This is a genomic window from Mesorhizobium sp. M0189 (assembly GCF_040322135.1).
GTDB lineage: Bacteria > Pseudomonadota > Alphaproteobacteria > Rhizobiales > Rhizobiaceae > Mesorhizobium.
Genome location: NZ_JAMYSW010000041.1, coordinates 1 through 16,504 on the forward strand (window position 1 = coordinate 1; position 16,504 = coordinate 16,504).

At 63.2% G+C, this 16,504-nt stretch carries 15 protein-coding genes; 4 read left to right on the forward strand and 11 right to left on the reverse strand.

What is annotated here, in order from left to right:
* Positions 1 to 106: 106 nt before the first annotated feature.
* The 5 genes from NKJ09_RS31655 to NKJ09_RS31675 form a co-directional block, all read right to left on the reverse strand.
* Entirely contained in the window at positions 107 to 952 is an 846-nt protein-coding gene (locus NKJ09_RS31655) for a fumarylacetoacetate hydrolase family protein (protein WP_352495109.1), read from the reverse strand.
* A gap of 162 nt (positions 953 to 1,114) precedes the next feature.
* On the reverse strand, positions 1,115 to 1,846 hold the full coding sequence (locus tag NKJ09_RS31660; protein ID WP_352495108.1) for an SDR family oxidoreductase: 732 nt from the start codon (positions 1,844 to 1,846) through the stop codon (positions 1,115 to 1,117).
* Between the two features lie 178 nt (positions 1,847 to 2,024).
* Positions 2,025 to 4,397, reverse strand: a complete 2,373-nt coding sequence (locus tag NKJ09_RS31665; protein WP_352495107.1) for an aldehyde dehydrogenase family protein — start codon at positions 4,395 to 4,397, stop codon at positions 2,025 to 2,027.
* Positions 4,398 to 4,410: 13 nt separating this feature from the next.
* Positions 4,411 to 5,460, reverse strand: a complete 1,050-nt coding sequence (gene deoC, locus NKJ09_RS31670; protein ID WP_031194457.1) for a deoxyribose-phosphate aldolase — start codon at positions 5,458 to 5,460, stop codon at positions 4,411 to 4,413.
* Between the two features lie 163 nt (positions 5,461 to 5,623).
* Complete coding sequence (locus NKJ09_RS31675) at positions 5,624 to 6,451, reverse strand: ferredoxin--NADP reductase (protein WP_352481417.1); 828 nt, start codon at positions 6,449 to 6,451, stop codon at positions 5,624 to 5,626.
* Between the two features lie 217 nt (positions 6,452 to 6,668).
* On the opposite strand from NKJ09_RS31675, the gene NKJ09_RS31680 reads away from it, so the two are divergent.
* Positions 6,669 to 8,753 (forward strand): hydantoinase/oxoprolinase family protein, encoded by a 2,085-nt coding sequence (locus tag NKJ09_RS31680; protein WP_352515745.1) that lies wholly within the window; start codon positions 6,669 to 6,671, stop codon positions 8,751 to 8,753.
* 1 nt (position 8,754) lies between these two features.
* Entirely contained in the window at positions 8,755 to 10,497 is a 1,743-nt protein-coding gene (locus NKJ09_RS31685; protein ID WP_352495105.1) for a hydantoinase B/oxoprolinase family protein, read from the forward strand.
* Between the two features lie 32 nt (positions 10,498 to 10,529).
* Here the strand turns inward: NKJ09_RS31685 and NKJ09_RS31690 are convergent, their stop codons facing one another.
* The 4 genes from NKJ09_RS31690 to NKJ09_RS31705 form a co-directional block, all read right to left on the reverse strand.
* Positions 10,530 to 11,186, reverse strand: coding sequence for a methionine ABC transporter permease (locus NKJ09_RS31690; protein ID WP_352495104.1), 657 nt, complete (start codon positions 11,184 to 11,186; stop codon positions 10,530 to 10,532).
* A complete protein-coding gene (locus NKJ09_RS31695; RefSeq protein ID WP_352495115.1) occupies positions 11,167 to 12,231 on the reverse strand; it encodes a methionine ABC transporter ATP-binding protein in 1,065 nt (354 codons plus the stop codon). Before NKJ09_RS31695 ends, NKJ09_RS31690 begins: the two co-directional genes overlap by 20 nt.
* A gap of 134 nt (positions 12,232 to 12,365) precedes the next feature.
* Entirely contained in the window at positions 12,366 to 13,214 is an 849-nt protein-coding gene (locus NKJ09_RS31700; protein ID WP_352481419.1) for a MetQ/NlpA family lipoprotein, read from the reverse strand.
* Positions 13,215 to 13,527: 313 nt separating this feature from the next.
* Positions 13,528 to 13,827 (reverse strand): DUF1236 domain-containing protein, encoded by a 300-nt coding sequence (locus NKJ09_RS31705; protein ID WP_023720555.1) that lies wholly within the window; start codon positions 13,825 to 13,827, stop codon positions 13,528 to 13,530.
* 96 nt (positions 13,828 to 13,923) lie between these two features.
* Here NKJ09_RS31705 and NKJ09_RS31710 point away from each other — a divergent pair, with 96 nt between their 5' ends.
* Positions 13,924 to 14,748, forward strand: a complete 825-nt coding sequence (locus NKJ09_RS31710; RefSeq protein WP_502896335.1) for a DUF1236 domain-containing protein — start codon at positions 13,924 to 13,926, stop codon at positions 14,746 to 14,748.
* Here NKJ09_RS31710 and NKJ09_RS31715 read toward each other — a convergent pair.
* A complete protein-coding gene (locus NKJ09_RS31715) occupies positions 14,745 to 15,089 on the reverse strand; it encodes a hypothetical protein (protein WP_352495103.1) in 345 nt (114 codons plus the stop codon). The genes NKJ09_RS31710 and NKJ09_RS31715 overlap by 4 nt on opposite strands.
* A 237-nt stretch (positions 15,090 to 15,326) precedes the next feature.
* Positions 15,327 to 15,845 carry a DUF4142 domain-containing protein gene (locus NKJ09_RS31720; protein WP_245278645.1) on the reverse strand — a complete coding sequence of 173 codons (519 nt, stop codon included), beginning with the start codon at positions 15,843 to 15,845 and terminating at the stop codon, positions 15,327 to 15,329.
* Between the two features lie 271 nt (positions 15,846 to 16,116).
* On the opposite strand from NKJ09_RS31720, the gene NKJ09_RS31725 reads away from it, so the two are divergent.
* Positions 16,117 to 16,347 carry a hypothetical protein gene (locus NKJ09_RS31725; RefSeq protein WP_156948137.1) on the forward strand — a complete coding sequence of 77 codons (231 nt, stop codon included), beginning with the start codon at positions 16,117 to 16,119 and terminating at the stop codon, positions 16,345 to 16,347.
* Positions 16,348 to 16,504: the final 157 nt, after the last annotated feature.

The window sequence follows — 16,504 nt, forward strand, 5'->3', positions numbered from 1 at the left end:
AAGACGTCAAATCCCCCGCAAACAAGCGAACAACCGCCGCAACCCCGCCGCCGCAAGCTTTGCTCATGACTGCCCAACAGGTCCACAAGGGGAGAAGGGAAGGTTTCTACGCATCCGCCCTGAACGTCTGCTTCTGGATACCCAGCCCTTCGATACCGAGCTCAACCACATCGCCGGGCTTCAGGAACACCGGCGGCTTCATGCCGAGGCCGACGCCGGGCGGCGTCCCGGTCGAGATGATGTCGCCTGGATGCAGCGACATGAACTGGCTGAGATAAGACACGAGATAAGCGACGCCGAACACCATGGTCTTGGTCGAGCCGTTCTGCATCGTCTTGCCGTTGACCGTCAGCCACATCGGAATGTTCTGCGGGTCCTTGACCTCGTCCTTGGTCACCAGCCACGGGCCGATCGGCCCGAATGTGTCGCAGGACTTGCCCTTGGTCCACTGGCCCTGCCGCTCGGCCTGGAAGGCGCGTTCAGAGACGTCATGTGCGACGCAGTAGCCGGCGACATAGTCCAGCGCCTCGGCTTCGGTGACATATTTTGCGGTCTTGCCGATGATCACGCCGAGCTCGACTTCCCAATCGGTCTTCACCGAGCCGCGCGGGATCAGCACGTCGTCGTTCGGCCCGACAATGGCCGAGCTTGCCTTCATGAAGATGATCGGCTCCGGCGGCACGGTTGCGCCGGTTTCTGCGGCATGGTCGGAATAGTTGAGGCCTATGCAGATGAATTTGCCGGTGCCGGCGACGCAGGCGCCGATGCGCGGTTTGCCGGAAACTGCCGGCAGCGATTTCGGATCGAGCTTCGACAATGACTCGAGCGATGCCGGGTCGATCGCCCTGCCGGCAATGTCGGTGACATGGGCGGAGAGGTCGCGGATCGTTCCATCCGCATCAAGGAGGCCAGGGCGTTCGCTCCCCGCCTCGCCATAGCGCAGCAGTTTCATGCAGTTTTCTCCCAGTTGCGACCAGAGGCCGTTTGCAAACTCGCTCCGCTGCGGCGAATGGCGTGGGTTTCGAGAACCGGAGCGGAGCGTACTTAAAGTACGTGAGCCTAGGCAAGCGCGGACGCCGCGCCAGGCGCCCGGCAGAATTGGATTTTCAGACTCCTAGATCGACCAGCCACCGTCGATATTATAGGCCTGCCCCGACGTATAGGTGGCACCGGCGAGATAGACGGCGAGGTCGGCGATTTCCTCGGGCGTGCCGAGCCGGCCCATCGGCTGACGGGCGATGAAGGCGGCGCGGGCTGCTTCGTAGTCGCCCTGCGCGTGCATGCGGTCGTGCAGCGACGGGCTTTCGACCGTGCCCGGGCAGATCGCATTGCAGCGTATGCCCTTGCCGACATAGTCGGCGGCAACCGATTTGGTCAGGCCGATAACGGCCGCCTTGGTCAGGCCGTAGACGAAACGGTTGGGCACGCCCTTGGTCGAGCTGGCCAGCGACGCCATGTTGATGATCGAGCCGTCGCCGCGCTCCAGCATGCCGGGCAGCACGGCGCGGATGGTGCGGATCATCGAGCGGACATTGAGATCATAGGCAAAGTCGAGATCGCCGTCCTTCATCTCGAGGATCGAGCCGGAATGGACGAAGCCGGCGCAGTTGAACAGCACGTCGACGGCGCCGATCTCGGCAAAAGCGACGTTCACCGCCTCGTCGTTTAGGACATCCAGCTTGCGGGTCTTGATACCGGGGGTCTTGCCGAGGTCGGCGAGCACCACTTCGTTGATGTCGGTGGCATGGACGACGGCGCCGGCCTTGGCGAAAGCCAGCGCACTTGCCCGGCCGATGCCTTGCGCCGCCGCCGTGACGACAACGACCTTGCCTGTCAGATCCGCCATGCTTTTCTCCTCGCCCGTCTGTGATCGTTCGGCTTTTTACCGGCACAAGGCCGGGGCGCAATGTGCCAGACGGGCACCACCATCCCGCCTGTTTCGATATTCGCCCTGCCGGCCAAATGTTTTTTCTCGGTAAAGAACATCTTTTGGCCCGTCAAGCCCGGACGTCCCTCCGGGACACTCAGTCGCCGTAGGGCACCCAGACGTTCTTGACCTCGATCGCACGGCGCAGCAAGGCATCGCCGGCTGCTTCGCCCGATGTCCAGTCAAGGCTGTGGCCGTTGCCGGTCCAGACACGCTTGAGATTGCCGATGGACTCGGCCTCCGCCTTGGCACAGGTCTCGGCATCGGCGAACATCCAGAGCCCGTCGACATCGTCGTGCTTGGCCAGCACGCCGGCCAGCTCGGCGCTACGGCCCGTAACGATATTGATGGCGCCCGCCGGAACGTCGGAATATTCGATGACCTGGTAAAGGTCGGTGGCAAGCAGTGGATATCGTTCGGACGGCACGGCGACCACGGTGTTGCCCATGGCGAGCGCCGGCGCAACCAGCGAGATCAGGCCGAGCAAAGGTGCGTTGTCCGACGCGACGATGCCGACGACGCCGACCGGTTCGTGCAGCGCCAATGTGACGGCACGGGCCGGCGGCTGGTGGACGCGGCCCTCGAACTTGTCCGCAAGCCCGGCATAGAGGAACAGCCGCTCGATCGATAGCTCGACCTCTTCACTCGCCGCCTTGGCCGTCGCGCCGGTGAGCTGGGTCAGACGGGCGGCAAACTCGTCGGCGCGGCCGGACAGGTTTTCGGCCAGATAGTAAAGCACCTGGCTGCGATTGTAGGCGGTCGCTTCCGGCCAGGCCTTGCAGGCGCGCGCGGCCGCGACGGCGTCGCGGATATCCTTGCGGTTGCCGAGACCGACCTCGCCGGCGAGCTTGCCCTTGGCGCTGGCGACGGCAAGGGAATAATTGCCGTCCGGCCGGACCTGCTTACCGCCGATGAACAGCTTTGCCGTGCGGTCGATGGCATCGCCTTCCGGGCGCTCGATGGGCTGGGCAGTGGCCACAGCCGGTTTGATGATCGGGCCGAGCGGCAGTTTTGCCGAGAGGTACTCGAACATGCCCTCGCGCCCGCCTTCGCGGCCGAAGCCGCTCTCGCGATAGCCGCCGAAGCCGCAGGCGGCGTCGAACATGTTGGTGCCGTTGACCCAGACGACGCCGGCCTTCAATTGCGGCGCGACGTGCAGCGCAAGATTGATGTTCTCGCTCCACACCGAGGCGGCCAGGCCATAGCGTGTGTTGTTGGCGAGCTCGACCGCTTCCTCGGTATTGCGGAAGGTCATGGTCGCCAGCACCGGCCCGAACACCTCTTCCTGGGCCAGAATGTTAGCCGGCGAAACACCTGTCGCCAGCGTTGGCAGATGGTAATAGCCCGAGGCGGGCAGTGCCGAGTCCGGCTGCCAGCATATCGCGCCCTGCTTGGCGCCTTCGGCAATCAGGCCCTTGACGCGGTCGAGTTGGGTCAAATCGACCAGCGGGCCGATATCGGTGTTCTTGTCGAGCGGGCTGCCGACGCGCAGCCGGCTCATCCGCGTCTTGACCTTGGCGATGAAGGCGTCGGCGATGCCTTCCTGCACCAGAAGGCGCGAGCCGGCACAGCAGACCTGGCCCTGGTTGAACCAGATGCCGTCGACCAGACCCTCGACGGCGCTGTCGAGATCGGCATCCTCGAAAACGACGAAGGCCGACTTGCCGCCAAGCTCCAGCGAAAGTTTCTTGCCCGAACCGGCGGTGGCCTTGCGGATGATCTTGCCGACCTCGGACGAACCGGTGAAGGCGATCTTCTGGATGCCGGGATGATTGACGATTGCCCCACCCGCTTCCGGCCCGCCCTGGACGATGTTGACGACGCCCTTCGGCACGCCGGCGCGTTCACAGATCTCGGCAAACAGGATGGCGGTGAGCGGCGTGAATTCCGCGGGCTTCAGCACCACGGTGCAGCCCGCAGCGAGCGCCGGCGCGATCTTCCAGGCCAGCATCAAAAGCGGGAAGTTCCACGGGATGATCTGGCCGACGACGCCGACGCCCTTATGGGCTGGAAAGTCCCTGTCCAGCGCCTGCGCCCAGCCGGCATGATGGATGAAATGACGGATCGCCAGCGGCACGTCGATGTCGCGGCTTTCGCGGATCGGCTTGCCGTTGTCGATCGATTCCAGCACCGCGAACAGCCGTTGGTGGCGCTGCATGGCGCGGCCGATGGCATAGAGCACTTTGGCGCGTTGATAACCGGTGCTGGCGCTCCATTTCGGCAGCGCTTTTGTGGCGGCCGAAACCGCCGCATCGATATCGGCAGCACCGGCATCCGAGACCTTGGCCAGCAATTTGCCGGAGGCGGGATCGCTGGTGTCGAAGGTCTTTCCATTTGCAGCTGCTTTCCAGTCGCCGCCGATGAACAGGGCTTTCGAGAAATCACGGGTCGTCAGCCAGGCATCGGCCTCGTTGCGGGCCTCCGGCGCCGGGCCGTAATCCATGGCGTGATAGCGTTCGAGAATGTTCATGAAGCGCTCCGAATCACGCCATTGCGTGGCGATGATTGGCCGAGTAGTGGCCGGTCAGGTGATGCTCGAGCTGGCGCTCGATGTCGGTCAAAAGGCTCGATGCTCCGAAGCGGAACAGCTCCGGCTCCAACCACGGCCGGCCCAGCTCTTCTTTCATCAGCACCAGCCAATCGAGCGAGGCTTTTGCCGTGGAAATGCCACCGGCCGGCTTGAAGCCGATGAGATAGCCGGTTTCCTCGAAATAGGCGCGGATGGCGCGCACCATGGCAAGGCCAACCGGCAGTGTCGCGTTGACGCTTTCCTTGCCGGTCGAGGTCTTGATGAAGTCCGCACCCGCCATCATCGCCACCATCGAGGCGAGCATGACATTGCGCAGCGTGGCGAGGTCGCCTGTGCCGAGGATCACCTTCAGATGCGCCTCGCCGCAGGCGGCCCGCATCGAGACGATCTCGTTATAGAGCTCCTGCCATTTCGCCCCAAAAACCAAGCCGCGCGGGATGACGACGTCGATCTCGTCGGCGCCGTCGCGGACCGATGCTTCGATCTCCTGCAGACGCGTCGAAAGCGGGGCAAGGCCATGCGGGAAAGCCGTGGAAACGGCGGCGACACGGATGCCGCTGCCGCGCAGTGCTTCGACGGCAGTGGCGACGAAGGGATGATAGACGCAGACCGCCGCCGGACGGATGTTTTCACCGGCAATGCCGAGCCCCTCGGCAATGTCGCGGCGGAACGGGTTGACCGCCTTGGCACAGAGCCGGCGCACGCGCTCTTCCGTATCGTTCGAGTTCAGCGTCGTCAGGTCCATGCAGGCGACGGCGCGCAGCAGCCAGGCAGCCTGGTTATCGGCCTTGATCGAGCGTCTTTTGGTCAGGCTGGCGACGCGGCGTTCCAGCGCCGAGCGGTTGACGCTGCGCATCGATTCCATGAAGCCAAGATCGAGCCTCATGCCGGGATTGCGAGCAATAGCATGGGCCTGCGGCATCGGCGCATTGGCGGCGGCGCGCGCCGGCAGCGGCGTGATCTTGGACGTGCCGAGATCGGTTTCGCGGATTGTGCTGCTCATCTCCTGCCCCTTGTTCAGCGACTTATGCCGAAGATAGACCGTGAAGCAGCGCTTCACGAGTCCTTCAGGCGGTCATAGCGGAAAAAGACAGTCAAGGCAGCCGATTTTTGACCGTCCGGTCAAAATCAGGGTCTCAAAGCAATGGACGCTGAACTGCCGCGTCTCAGCCGACGAAGGCGCGCTCGACTACGAAGCTTGCCGGATGATGCAGCGAGCCTTCCTGGAAGTCGAGGCTTTCGGCCAGTTCCTTCACGTCTTTCAGCATATGCATCGAGCCGCAGATCATGATGCGATCGGTCTCGGGATTGAGCTTGTCGATGCCGAGATCGGTGTAGAATTTGCCCGAGCCGATCAGCGCGGTGATGCGGCCCATGCGTTCGGACGTCTCACGCGTCGTCGAATTATAGAGCGTGACGCGGCCGCCGGTCAGTTCGCCGATCAGCGGGTCGTTCTCCAGCGCGGCCACCAGTTCCTGGCCGTAGATGAGCTCGGCATTGTCGCGGCAGGTGTGGGTCAGCACGACTTCACCGAACTTCTCATAGGTGTCGGGATCGCGCAGCAGGCTGGCGAAGGGCGCAATGCCGGTGCCGGTCGAGATCATGAACAGGCGCTTGGCCGGCGTCAGCGCGTCGACCACCAGCGTGCCGGTCGACTTCTGCCGCATGATGACGGTATCGCCGATCTGAATCTTCTGCAGCTCCGAGGTAAGCGGGCCGTCCGGCACCTTGATCGAGAAGAATTCCAGCTCGTCGTCCCAGGACGGGCTGGCGATCGAATAGGCGCGGAACACCGGCTTCTCGGCATTGGGCAGGCCGATCATGACGAACTCGCCGGAGCGGAAGCGCAGCGACTGCGGCCGGGTGATGCGGAACGAAAACAGCCGGTCGGTATAGTGCTTCACCGAGACGACGGTTTCGGCATAGACATTGGCCGGTATCGGAAACTGCAGCGGCCGCGCGCCGGCGGTGTTGAACGCGGATGTGGTGTTCATCAAACCTAACCTTCTGGGCCAGCTCAGCGCCCGCGCCAAATCTTCACCTGCGCGCCCGAACCGGTCAGGTTCCTGCGTGCCCTTGCACACTCCGAAGCGGTAAGCTCTTGTGTCCGGAATTTATTAGTATACAAACGATATTTGCGTCAAGACGCCGCCGTAAAACAGCTTTCCAAACTGAGGCATGTAAGCAGTTCGGGCATTTCGGGTTTCGACAATGGAACAGAATTTTTCGGCGCAAGCTCTGGATTCGAGGGGCAGCGTCGTCGCCGGTATCGATGTCGGTGGCACCTTTACCGATCTGCTTCTGATCGACGGCCGTGATGGTGGCCGGGTGCATATCGCCAAGACCCCGACCACGGTCGACAACCAGGCTTTCGGCGTCGTTGCAGCTCTTGGTGCCACCGGTTTTCGCGTGGACGGCATCGACCTCATCGTGCACGGCACGACGACCACAACCAACGCGGTGCTGGAGCGCCGGCTGGCCAAAACCGGCATGATCACCACGCGCGGCTTTCGTGACGTCATCGAGCTTGGCCGGCGGACACGGCCGCAAGCCTATGGCATGACAGGCACCTTTGTGCCGATCATTCCGCGCAATCTGCGGCTCGAAGTGTCGGAGCGGGTCGAGGCCTCGGGCGCGGTGCGCATACCGCTCGACGAGGCCGAGATGCGGGCAGCGATTTCACAACTGATCGAAGCCGGCTGCGAATCGCTCGTCATCCATTTCCTGCATTCCTACGCCAACCCGGCGCATGAGCGGCGCGCGGCCGAGATCGGCGCCGAGCTTTGGCCGAACGGCTACATCACGACAGGCCATGCGCTGCTTTCGGAAGCGCGCGAATTCGAGCGCGGGGTGACCGCTTCGGTCAACGCCTCGGTGCAACCGATCCTCGAACGCTACGTCGAACGGCTGCGCAAGGAGCTGGCGTCAAAAGGCTACGCCCGCGACTTCCTGATCATGAACGGCAATGGCGGCATGATCTCGGCCCGCTTTGTCACACGTGAATCGGCCAAGACCGTTATGTCCGGCCCCGCCTCCGGCGTCATTGCCGCGGCCTATACCGGCAAGCGCGCCGGCTTCGAAAACCTGGTCACCTACGACATGGGCGGCACCTCGACCGACGTGGCGCTGATCCGCAATGCCGAACCGGCGGTGTCGAACGAGATCGAGATCGAATATGCGATGCCGATCCATGTGCCGATGGTGGCGGTGCATACAGTCGGCGCCGGCGGCGGCTCGATCGCCCGCGTCGATGCAGCCGGCCTGATCCAGATCGGCCCGGAAAGCGCCGGCGCCAATCCCGGGCCGATCTGCTACGGCCGCGGCGGCTTGGAGCCGACCATCACCGACGCCAATCTGGTGCTCGGCCGGCTGGCGCCGAAAAAGCTGCTGGCGGTGGAAAACCCGGTCACCGTCGAACATGTCACGGGCATATTCGAGGACAGGATCGGGCGACCTACCGGCCTGTCCGGCGTCGAGGCGGCGGGTGCGGTGCTGCGGCTGGGCAACATGAAGATGGCGGGCGCCATCCGCATGGTCTCGGTGTCGCGCGGTCACGACCCGCGCGATTTCGCGCTGTTCGCCTTCGGCGGCGCCGGGCCGCTGCATGCGACCGCCCTGGCGCGCGAGCTCGGCCTGCCGCGGGTGCTGGTGCCGGCGCGGCCGGGCATTACCAATGCGCTCGGCTGCGTCGTCGCCGATCTGCGCCATGACTTCGTCAACACGGTCAACCAGCCGGTGGCGGGGCTCGATGAAGCCCAGCTCCAAGCTATATTGGAACGGCACCGAAACGAAGGCGCAGAGTTGATCGGCAAGGAAGCGGTGAAGCCGGAGACGATCCGCGTCACGCATTCCGCCGACATGCAGTTCGTCGGCCAGACGCATATTATTAACGTGCCGCTGCCGTCGTTTGCGGTGACGCGCGAGGTCCTGCAGCAACTGTTCGAGAAGGCCTATTTCGCCCGCTTCAAGGTCGAGCTGCCGGAAATCCGCGCCAATCTGGTCAATCTCAACACCTCGGTGACCGGCGTGCGGCCGGCGATCGATCTGTCGCGGCTGATCGATCCGGCTGGCCGCGCCAAAACGCTCGAAGAGGCGCGGCGCGAGATCCGGCCGGTCTGGTATGGCGGGTGCTGGTACGACACGCCGGTCTACAGTAGGGAAAAGTTGCCGCTCGACGCCATCATCGAAGGCCCGGCGATCCTCGAACAGATGGATGCCACAACCGTGCTCGAGCCCGGCGACCGGGCGCGCTCGGATGCCGACGGCAACATCATCATCGACATTGGTGAGGCCTGAGATGCAAAAGCTCGACGCCATCACCCTTTCGGTCCTCCAGGCGGCGCTGCAGCAGGTCTGTGACGAGATGGACCTGACGTTTTCGCGCGCCGCTTTCTCGCCCGTCATCGCCGAGGCCAATGACCGCTCCGACGGCATCTATTCGGCAGTCGATGGTTCGCTGATCGCGCAAGGCAGCCAGGGCCTGCCGGTGTTCGTCGGCGTCATGCAGTATTCGACCAAAACGGTGATCGAGATGATCGCCGACGGACGCTGCCTGCCGCCCGAGCCGGGCGATATCTACATCGTCAACGATCCTTATCTCGGCGGCACCCATCTGATGGATGTGCGCTTCGCCATGCCGGTCTATCGCGACGGCAAGATATTCTGCTGGCTGTCGAACACCGGCCATTGGCCCGACATTGGCGGTTCGGTGCCGGGCGGCTTCTCCGCCTCGGCGACTGCGGTGGAGCAGGAAGGCTTGCGGCTGCCGCCGGTGAAATTGTTCAAGAAGGGCGTGCTCGACCCTGAGATCTACGCCATCATCTGCTCGAACATCAGGGTTGCCGACCAGCGCATCGGCGACATCCGCGCGCAAGCGGCAGCACTGCTGATCGGCCAGGACCGGCTCAACGGCATTTTGGATCGTTACGGAGACGAAACAGTCGTCGAAGCAATCGCCGAATTGCGCCGCCGGGCCGCTGAACAGATGCGTGCCAACATCGCGGCAATTCCCGATGGCATCTACCGGTCGCAGGCCTTCGTCGATTCCGATGGGGTGGTGAACGAGCCGCTGACCATTGCGCTTGCCGTCGAGAAAAAAGGCGACACGCTCCGCTTCGACTTCTCAGGCTCGTCAAAACCCTGCGCCGGGCCGATGAACAGCGTGCTGGCGACGACCTTGTCCTCGGTCTACCTCGCCATGCGCCACATTTTCCCCGACGTGCCGATCAGCGCCGGCGCCTTCGAGCCGCTCATCGTCAAGCGGCCAGAAGGCACCTTCCTCGATGCCAAATATCCGCGGCCGGTATCGGGCTGCGCGGCCGAGGTTTCGCAGCGCATCGCCGAGGCGGTGTTCGCGGCCATGGTGCAGGCGCTGCCGGACAGGGTGACTGCGGCTCCCGCCGGCTCCAGCGGCAATTTCGCGCTCGGCGGCAACGATCCGCTCCGTGGCCGCGACTACGTCATGTACCAGATATCCGGCGGCGGCTATGGCGGCAATGCCGATCATGATGGCCTGACCAATGGCTGCTCGACCATCGGCATTTCCAAATCGCCGCCGGTCGAGATCATGGAACAGGCTTTCCCTGTGCTCTATCGCCACTATGCCTTGCGCGAAGGCTCGGGTGGCGCCGGCAAGCATCGCGGCGGTTTTGGCCTCGCCTATGAGGTCGAGATCCTGCGTGGCGACGCCCGCGCCTCCTTCGTCATGGACCATGGCCGTTTCGGCCCGCAAGGCGCGCTCGGCGGCAAGGACGGCGCGGTCAACACGGTGACCGTGTTCCGCGACGGTGAGGCCCATGTGCCGCCGCACCTCTCCAAGGAACAGGACATCGCGCTGAAGGCCGGCGACCGCGTGCGAGTTGGCACGCCGGGCGGCGGCGGCTACGGCAATCCCTGGCAGCGTGATCCGGAATTGGTCGCTCGGGATATCGCCCTAGGCTATTACACACCCGCAGAAGCCGGCGAAAAGTTCGGCGTCGCGCTGTCGGCGAACGGGTTGGCGATTGACCGGGCAGCGACCGAAAAGAAGCGCGCCGGCTGACGATGCTGGCCAGCATCTCCGCTGTGCCACGCTCAGTTCCGATGATCCAGCCTCGCGACCAGCCGGTCGCCGGCCCACTGGATGCCGCAGACCAGGACGATCAGGACGATGACCACGGCGATCATGACTGACGTTTCGAAGCGCTGGTAACCGTATCGGATGGCGAGGTCGCCCAGCCCGCCGGCGCCGATGGCGCCGGCCATGGCCGAGGCGCCGATAAGCGTCACCAGCGTCACCGTGAAGCCGGCGACGATGCCGGGCAGCGCTTCCGGCACCAGCACCTCGCGGATGATCGTCCAGCGGTTGCCGCCCATGGCGCGCGCCGCTTCGATCAGCCCGTGGTCGACCTCGCGCAGCGACACTTCGGCGATCCGGGCATAGTAGGGCGTGGCCGCGATCGACAGCGGCACGATGGCGGCCCATGTGCCGATCGAGGTGCCGACGATCAGCCGCGTCACCGGGATCAGCGCAACCAGCAGGATGATGAAAGGCACCGAGCGGAAACCGTTGATGACCGCGCCGAGCGCGCGGTTCACCCACAGGTTTTCGGCGATGCCGCCGCGGTCGGTGGCGACCAGGGCCAGGCCGAGCGGCAGCCCGAAAATCAGCGAGATGAGGCCGGAGGCGGCCGTCATCAGGATCGTTTCCCAGATGGATCGAAGCAGGAGTTCAAACAGAATTGGCGACATGGCCAAGCACCTCCACCCGCGCATTGCGGGCTTTCAAGAACGCGATCACCTGTGCCAGGTGGTCTTGATTGCTGCCCGCGACCGCCACGAACAATGTCCCGACAGGCTGCTGCTGGACGTGATCGATGCCGCCATGCACGAGGCGGAACGAGCCGGGAACTGCCGAGGCAAGATCGGACAACAGCGGGCTTCGCGCGGCCTCACCCGCCACGTCGATCCTGAGGATCGCCTCCACGCCGGCGTTCTGCGTTAGCCGGCTTGCGATCTCCGCCGGCAATTGCGGCCTGATGCCGCCGAGCAGGCTTTGTGTGATCGCCGACTTCGGATCGGCAAACACCGACCACACCGGCCCTTGCTCGACGATTCGTCCGGCGTCGATCACCGCGACCCGGTCGGCGATCGAACGGATCACCTCCATCTCATGGGTGATGAGCAGGATGGTCAGGCCGAGCTGCCGGTTGATGTCTCTGAGCAAGGCAAGGATGGAGCGCGTCGTCTCCGGGTCCAACGCCGAGGTCGCTTCGTCCGACAGCAGCAGCGCCGGGCGCGCCGCAAGCGCCCGGGCAATGCCGACGCGCTGTTTCTGTCCGCCCGACAGCGACGCCGGATAGGCTTTCGCCTTCTCCGACAGGCCGACGAGCTCGAGCAGCTCGGCAGCGCGCGCCAGGCGTTCGGCCCTGGGCCGGCCTTCGATCTTGAGCGGCAGCGCTACATTGTCTTCGACCGTCTTGGCGGACAGCAGGTTGAAATGCTGGAAAATCATGCCGATACGCCGGCGCAGCGGCTGCAATTCGCGCTCGCCGAGCCGGCTGATGTCGCGGCCTTCGATGAAGACCTGTCCTGTATCCGGCCGCTCCAGGCCGTTTAGGCAGCGTATCAGCGTCGACTTGCCGGCGCCGCTCCGGCCGATGATTCCGAGGATCTCGCCCTGGCGCACGCTGAGCGATACGCCGTCCAGCGCCGCTGTTGCGCCGAAGCGGCGCTTCAGCTCGATGAGGCGTACGACATCGTGCGGTCCCGCGGAACGGCTGCCGACGGGATGCATGACTTCGGTGACCGGGGCGAAATGCTGGTTCATGAAAGTTCCTGTATTGGTGTCCCGCAAAACGCGATCGCGGTCCGCGTTGGAGCGCGGACCGCTTTATCATGCCGGGCTTCAGCGCCAAGTCGAGCTCGGTATCAATAGGCGCTGATGCCGGTTCCCTTGTAGACCCGGTCGAATTCGGCCTTCACCTTTTCGTTCTGGTAGGAGGCGACCAATGTCTTTACCCAGGGCTGGTTTTCATTGCCGGCCTTGACCGCGATGAAGTTGCGGTAGGGATTGTCGGCCACCGCCTCCTGGGCGATGCGGTTCTCCGGTGTGAGGCCGCTTTTAAGCGCCCAATCCGTGTTGACCACGGCCCCGTCGAGATCTTCCACCGAGCGCCCGACAATGCCAGCGTCGAGCTCCTTGACGACCAATTTCTTCGGGTTTTCGGCAATGTCGGTCGTCGTAGCCAGAATGCCGGTTCCTTCCCTGAGCTTGATCAGACCTTCGCTCTGCAGGACACGCAGCGCGCGCCCTTCATTGGACGGATCGTTCGGCACGCCGACGACGGCGCCTTCGGGCAAGTCGCCAATCTTCGCGTACTTCTTGGAATAGAGGCCGATCGGCCAGACCCCGGTATAGCCGACCGGGACGATGTGATAGCCCTGCGTCTTGATCTGGTTGTCGAGATAGGGCTTGTGCTGGAAGGCGTTGGCGTCGATTTCGCCACGCTCGAGTGCTTCATTCGGCTGGGTGTAGTCGTTGAACACCACGGTCTCGATCGTCAGCCCCCTCTCCGCCGCCTGGGCGGTCACGACCCGCCACACATCCTCGTCCTCGCCGCTCATGATGCCGACCTTGACCGCCGTCTTGTCTTCGGCAAACGACGGCGCAGCAAGGCCGACAATCGCAACCGCCGACGCGAAAAGTACAGCGAGACCGGCGCGCCGGTTTATAGTTGCTGAGAAGAATGGAAGCAAAGTGTTGATAGTCCCAGGCATGGTCAATCCCATCGGTTTTGAAATCATTGCGGCCAAGCGGAATGCGAAGCCTTGCGGGCATCATCGGAAATGCTGATCGCCAGATCAAAGAACGGTATTTCCCGCCAAATGAGGAGCCTGGAATATTCTGTCAAAGTTTCTGGCCTAGCGAGCACAGGACGCTGCCGCCTAGCGCGCTGACTCCGCTATGAGGCCCGCCGTGCGTCGGAACGGCGGGCCTTTCTGCGTCCGAATGCCCAGGCACGGGCACCAGTTTGGGATGTCGACAATGCAGGACGCGCCGCATGTCCCTTCAAAAAACGACGCGCATTGCTCACTGGATGACCTTCACGATCCTGCGTGTGCCCGGATCGACCAGGACGGTCTGGTTGTCGACGACGACATAGCGGTATTTGACGTCGGGAACCTCATGAAGCTCGACGGTATCGGGCACGGTCGAGCCGACATTGAGCTCCACGCCGGGAAGCTGGACGGACGCCAGAGGCTGCTTTTTCACATACTCGCGTACGATCGTCTCCTGCTGCGGTTCGATGACCACGTCCTGAGCGGCAGCGGCGCCAATACCCGCAAGCAGCAAGAACCCAGCCGCGGCTGCCGAAAGATGCATGCTCATGATTGTCTCCTTTCGTGGTGGGCCACCTCTGCGCTGCGCCGCGTCATGCTGTTCGCAGCGGGGTCGCTATAGGCGGGTAACGTCATCAGGTGGAGCTTGTTCCGCCGCTCGGATCGCTTGCCGTTTCGCTCCATTGGTTTGGAACAAAATTTTTTAGCCGCAGTTTTACGCGGTGAAGGGACGCATTTTCCAAGGAGATCTCTCATGAAAGGCGTTCTGATCACCAGCTTGCTAGCAATCAGCGTCAGCTGCGGAGCTGCACTTGCCCAGACGCAGCAGTCGACCGACGACCAGTCCGGCGCCAATTGCGCAGCCGGCGCTGCCAATTGCCAGAATGGCGCCAAGATGGACGAGCAGGCTCAGGGCAAGGCCGGCGCTGCGACTGATCAACAGGCGCAGGGCAAACCGAAGCTGAAGACCGACGAGCAAGCCCAAGGCAAGGCCGGCGCCACGACCGACCAGCAGGCCACGGGCAACACCAAGATGAAGACCGAGGAACAGGCCCAAGGCAAAACCGGAACCACCACTACCGAGCAGGCCCAAGGCAACACGAAAATGAAGACCGAGGAGCAGGCTCAGGGCAAGACTGGGACCACGACCACCGAGCAGACTCAGGGCAATGCTTCTACGCAGACGCAGGACCAGAGTTCGACCGCTTCCATCAGCAATGTGACCGTTGAACAGAAAACCCAGATCACTCAGGTCATCAAGGAGACCAACGTCCAACCCGTTTCCAGCGTCGATTTCGACATCTCTGTCGGCATCGAGGTTCCGCGGAAGAAGGTCCGGCTGCATCGTCTGCCGGCGCGCATCGTCAAGATCGTTCCGGCTTACGAAGGCTATGAGTATTTCGTGCTCGCCGATGGTCGGATCGTCATTGTCGACCCGAATACCTACAAGATCGTGATTATCCTGACCTAGTCGCGGCCAGACGGTTTGATTGAACCAAAGGGTCCGTCGCGCAGGTCGCGTGGCGGCCCTTTCCGCATCTCCTCGCTCCGCGTCTGCTGCAAATCGCAGATCACGGTCCGTCCTCGGCGAGGAGTGAGCACGGTGTGATCGATGGTGTCGGGCAGGCATGGACTGGGCACGCAGCTTGTTCGGACTGACGCGGTGGTCATGCCCTCGATATCCGTAACTAGCACCATTCTCGCGTAGTGCCGCGGCCACAGCGGCTCTCCAAACAGGACGAAGACGCCGCCAATCATCAAGGCCAGCAACATGAGTGCCGTAACATTTGCAAATATCTCGCCGTAGCGCATGAAGGCAGCCTGTCCCGTTCGGAAAGCGATTTCAGCCTGTGACAGCGGCGACCAGGATGGCGCCGAAACCCAGCGCTAATGCCCTTGGCGCCTCGCGAATGCCGCCTTCCATTGGATACTCCCCGGAATAAGCCAGGTGAATAACGGCACTCTCGGTGCTTTGTTCCGGGCCGGACGACAGCCGCTTCATTCATGCCGGGGCGTTTCCGTTGGCAAGACCGCAGGCGGTCTTCGCCCTCATTGATGCGCAGCAGCGAGATCCTTCACGTGACGTTCGTGCATTTGCAGCACCGGCAGCGTCTTCTTGGCAAACTCCTTCATCGCCGGATCGTCGCCGGAATTTGAGTAAGCGGAAAACAGCGCCACCGCTTCCTTATGCGCCTGGGTCTGCATGTCGATATATTTCGATTGGAAGCTGTCCCCGCTGGCCTCCTTGAGTTGGTCGAGCAACGCCTGGTGCTTGGTGTCCAGCGGCGGGCCGGCCGGCGTGGTGGCCGAAGTTGTCTGACCTTTGCTGAGCGCCGCCTTGAAGTCCTCGCCGGCCTTGGTGTGGTCCGTGACCATTTGCGCCGCGAAGGCCTTCACATCGTCGGCCGTCGCCTGCTTCTGTGCAAGTCGGCTCGACTCGATTTCAAATGTATTGGCGATGGGCACCGTCTTCACGAACGTCGCCGTGTCAACCTTGCTCATGGTGTCGGTCGTCAGAGGTGTCAGCGTCGCCGATTGGGCAAAAGCAGCCAAAGGCGCGCCGGCCATCAGCGCTGCCGCAGTGATGGATAGAAGTGTTTTCATGGAAGTTCTCCGAGGCTGATGTCATCCCTCCGATGGCTCAACGCGGAAGCTGCGGCGAGGTTGCCTGGTCGCCGCGGCCAGAGCCGCTGCGACGCCAAACAATGGTTTGGAAAGGCAAAACAAAGGACGCCGGCCGCGTCGCGCAAAGTGCAACGCAAGCCGCGAGATCGTACAAGCTCTTTCGCTTTGCCGCAGTCTTGCTATCGTTGGCTGGGAGAGATGGGTGGAGGCTTCCGTGGGGCAGATCAGGTCGCCGCTAGGAATCGGTATTGATACCGACGCTGCCGTTCACACCATCATGGCCGACTACCATTCCGGCGACATTCTCTCGACCACCGTCGTCATAGCCGATTTGCGCAGACGCTTTCCTTGGTGCCGGCAAACCGACGAGGAGCTGGTTGGCTTCATCGTTCGGGCGCTGGACGGTCGGGAGATCGCCGTCAGCTTCGACCACCGCGGCCGTTAGGCGGCTGATTCATGGCAAACTGACGAGGCTGCGGAGCGCACGCTCCGCAGCCACCGCAGGGTATGATCACAGGGCGTTTAATTGGCGCAGTGGTTATCGTTAACCCTCGGCGCCATCGTTCCCCGCGCCCTGCGTCTTATAAACAAAGGACGCTGCC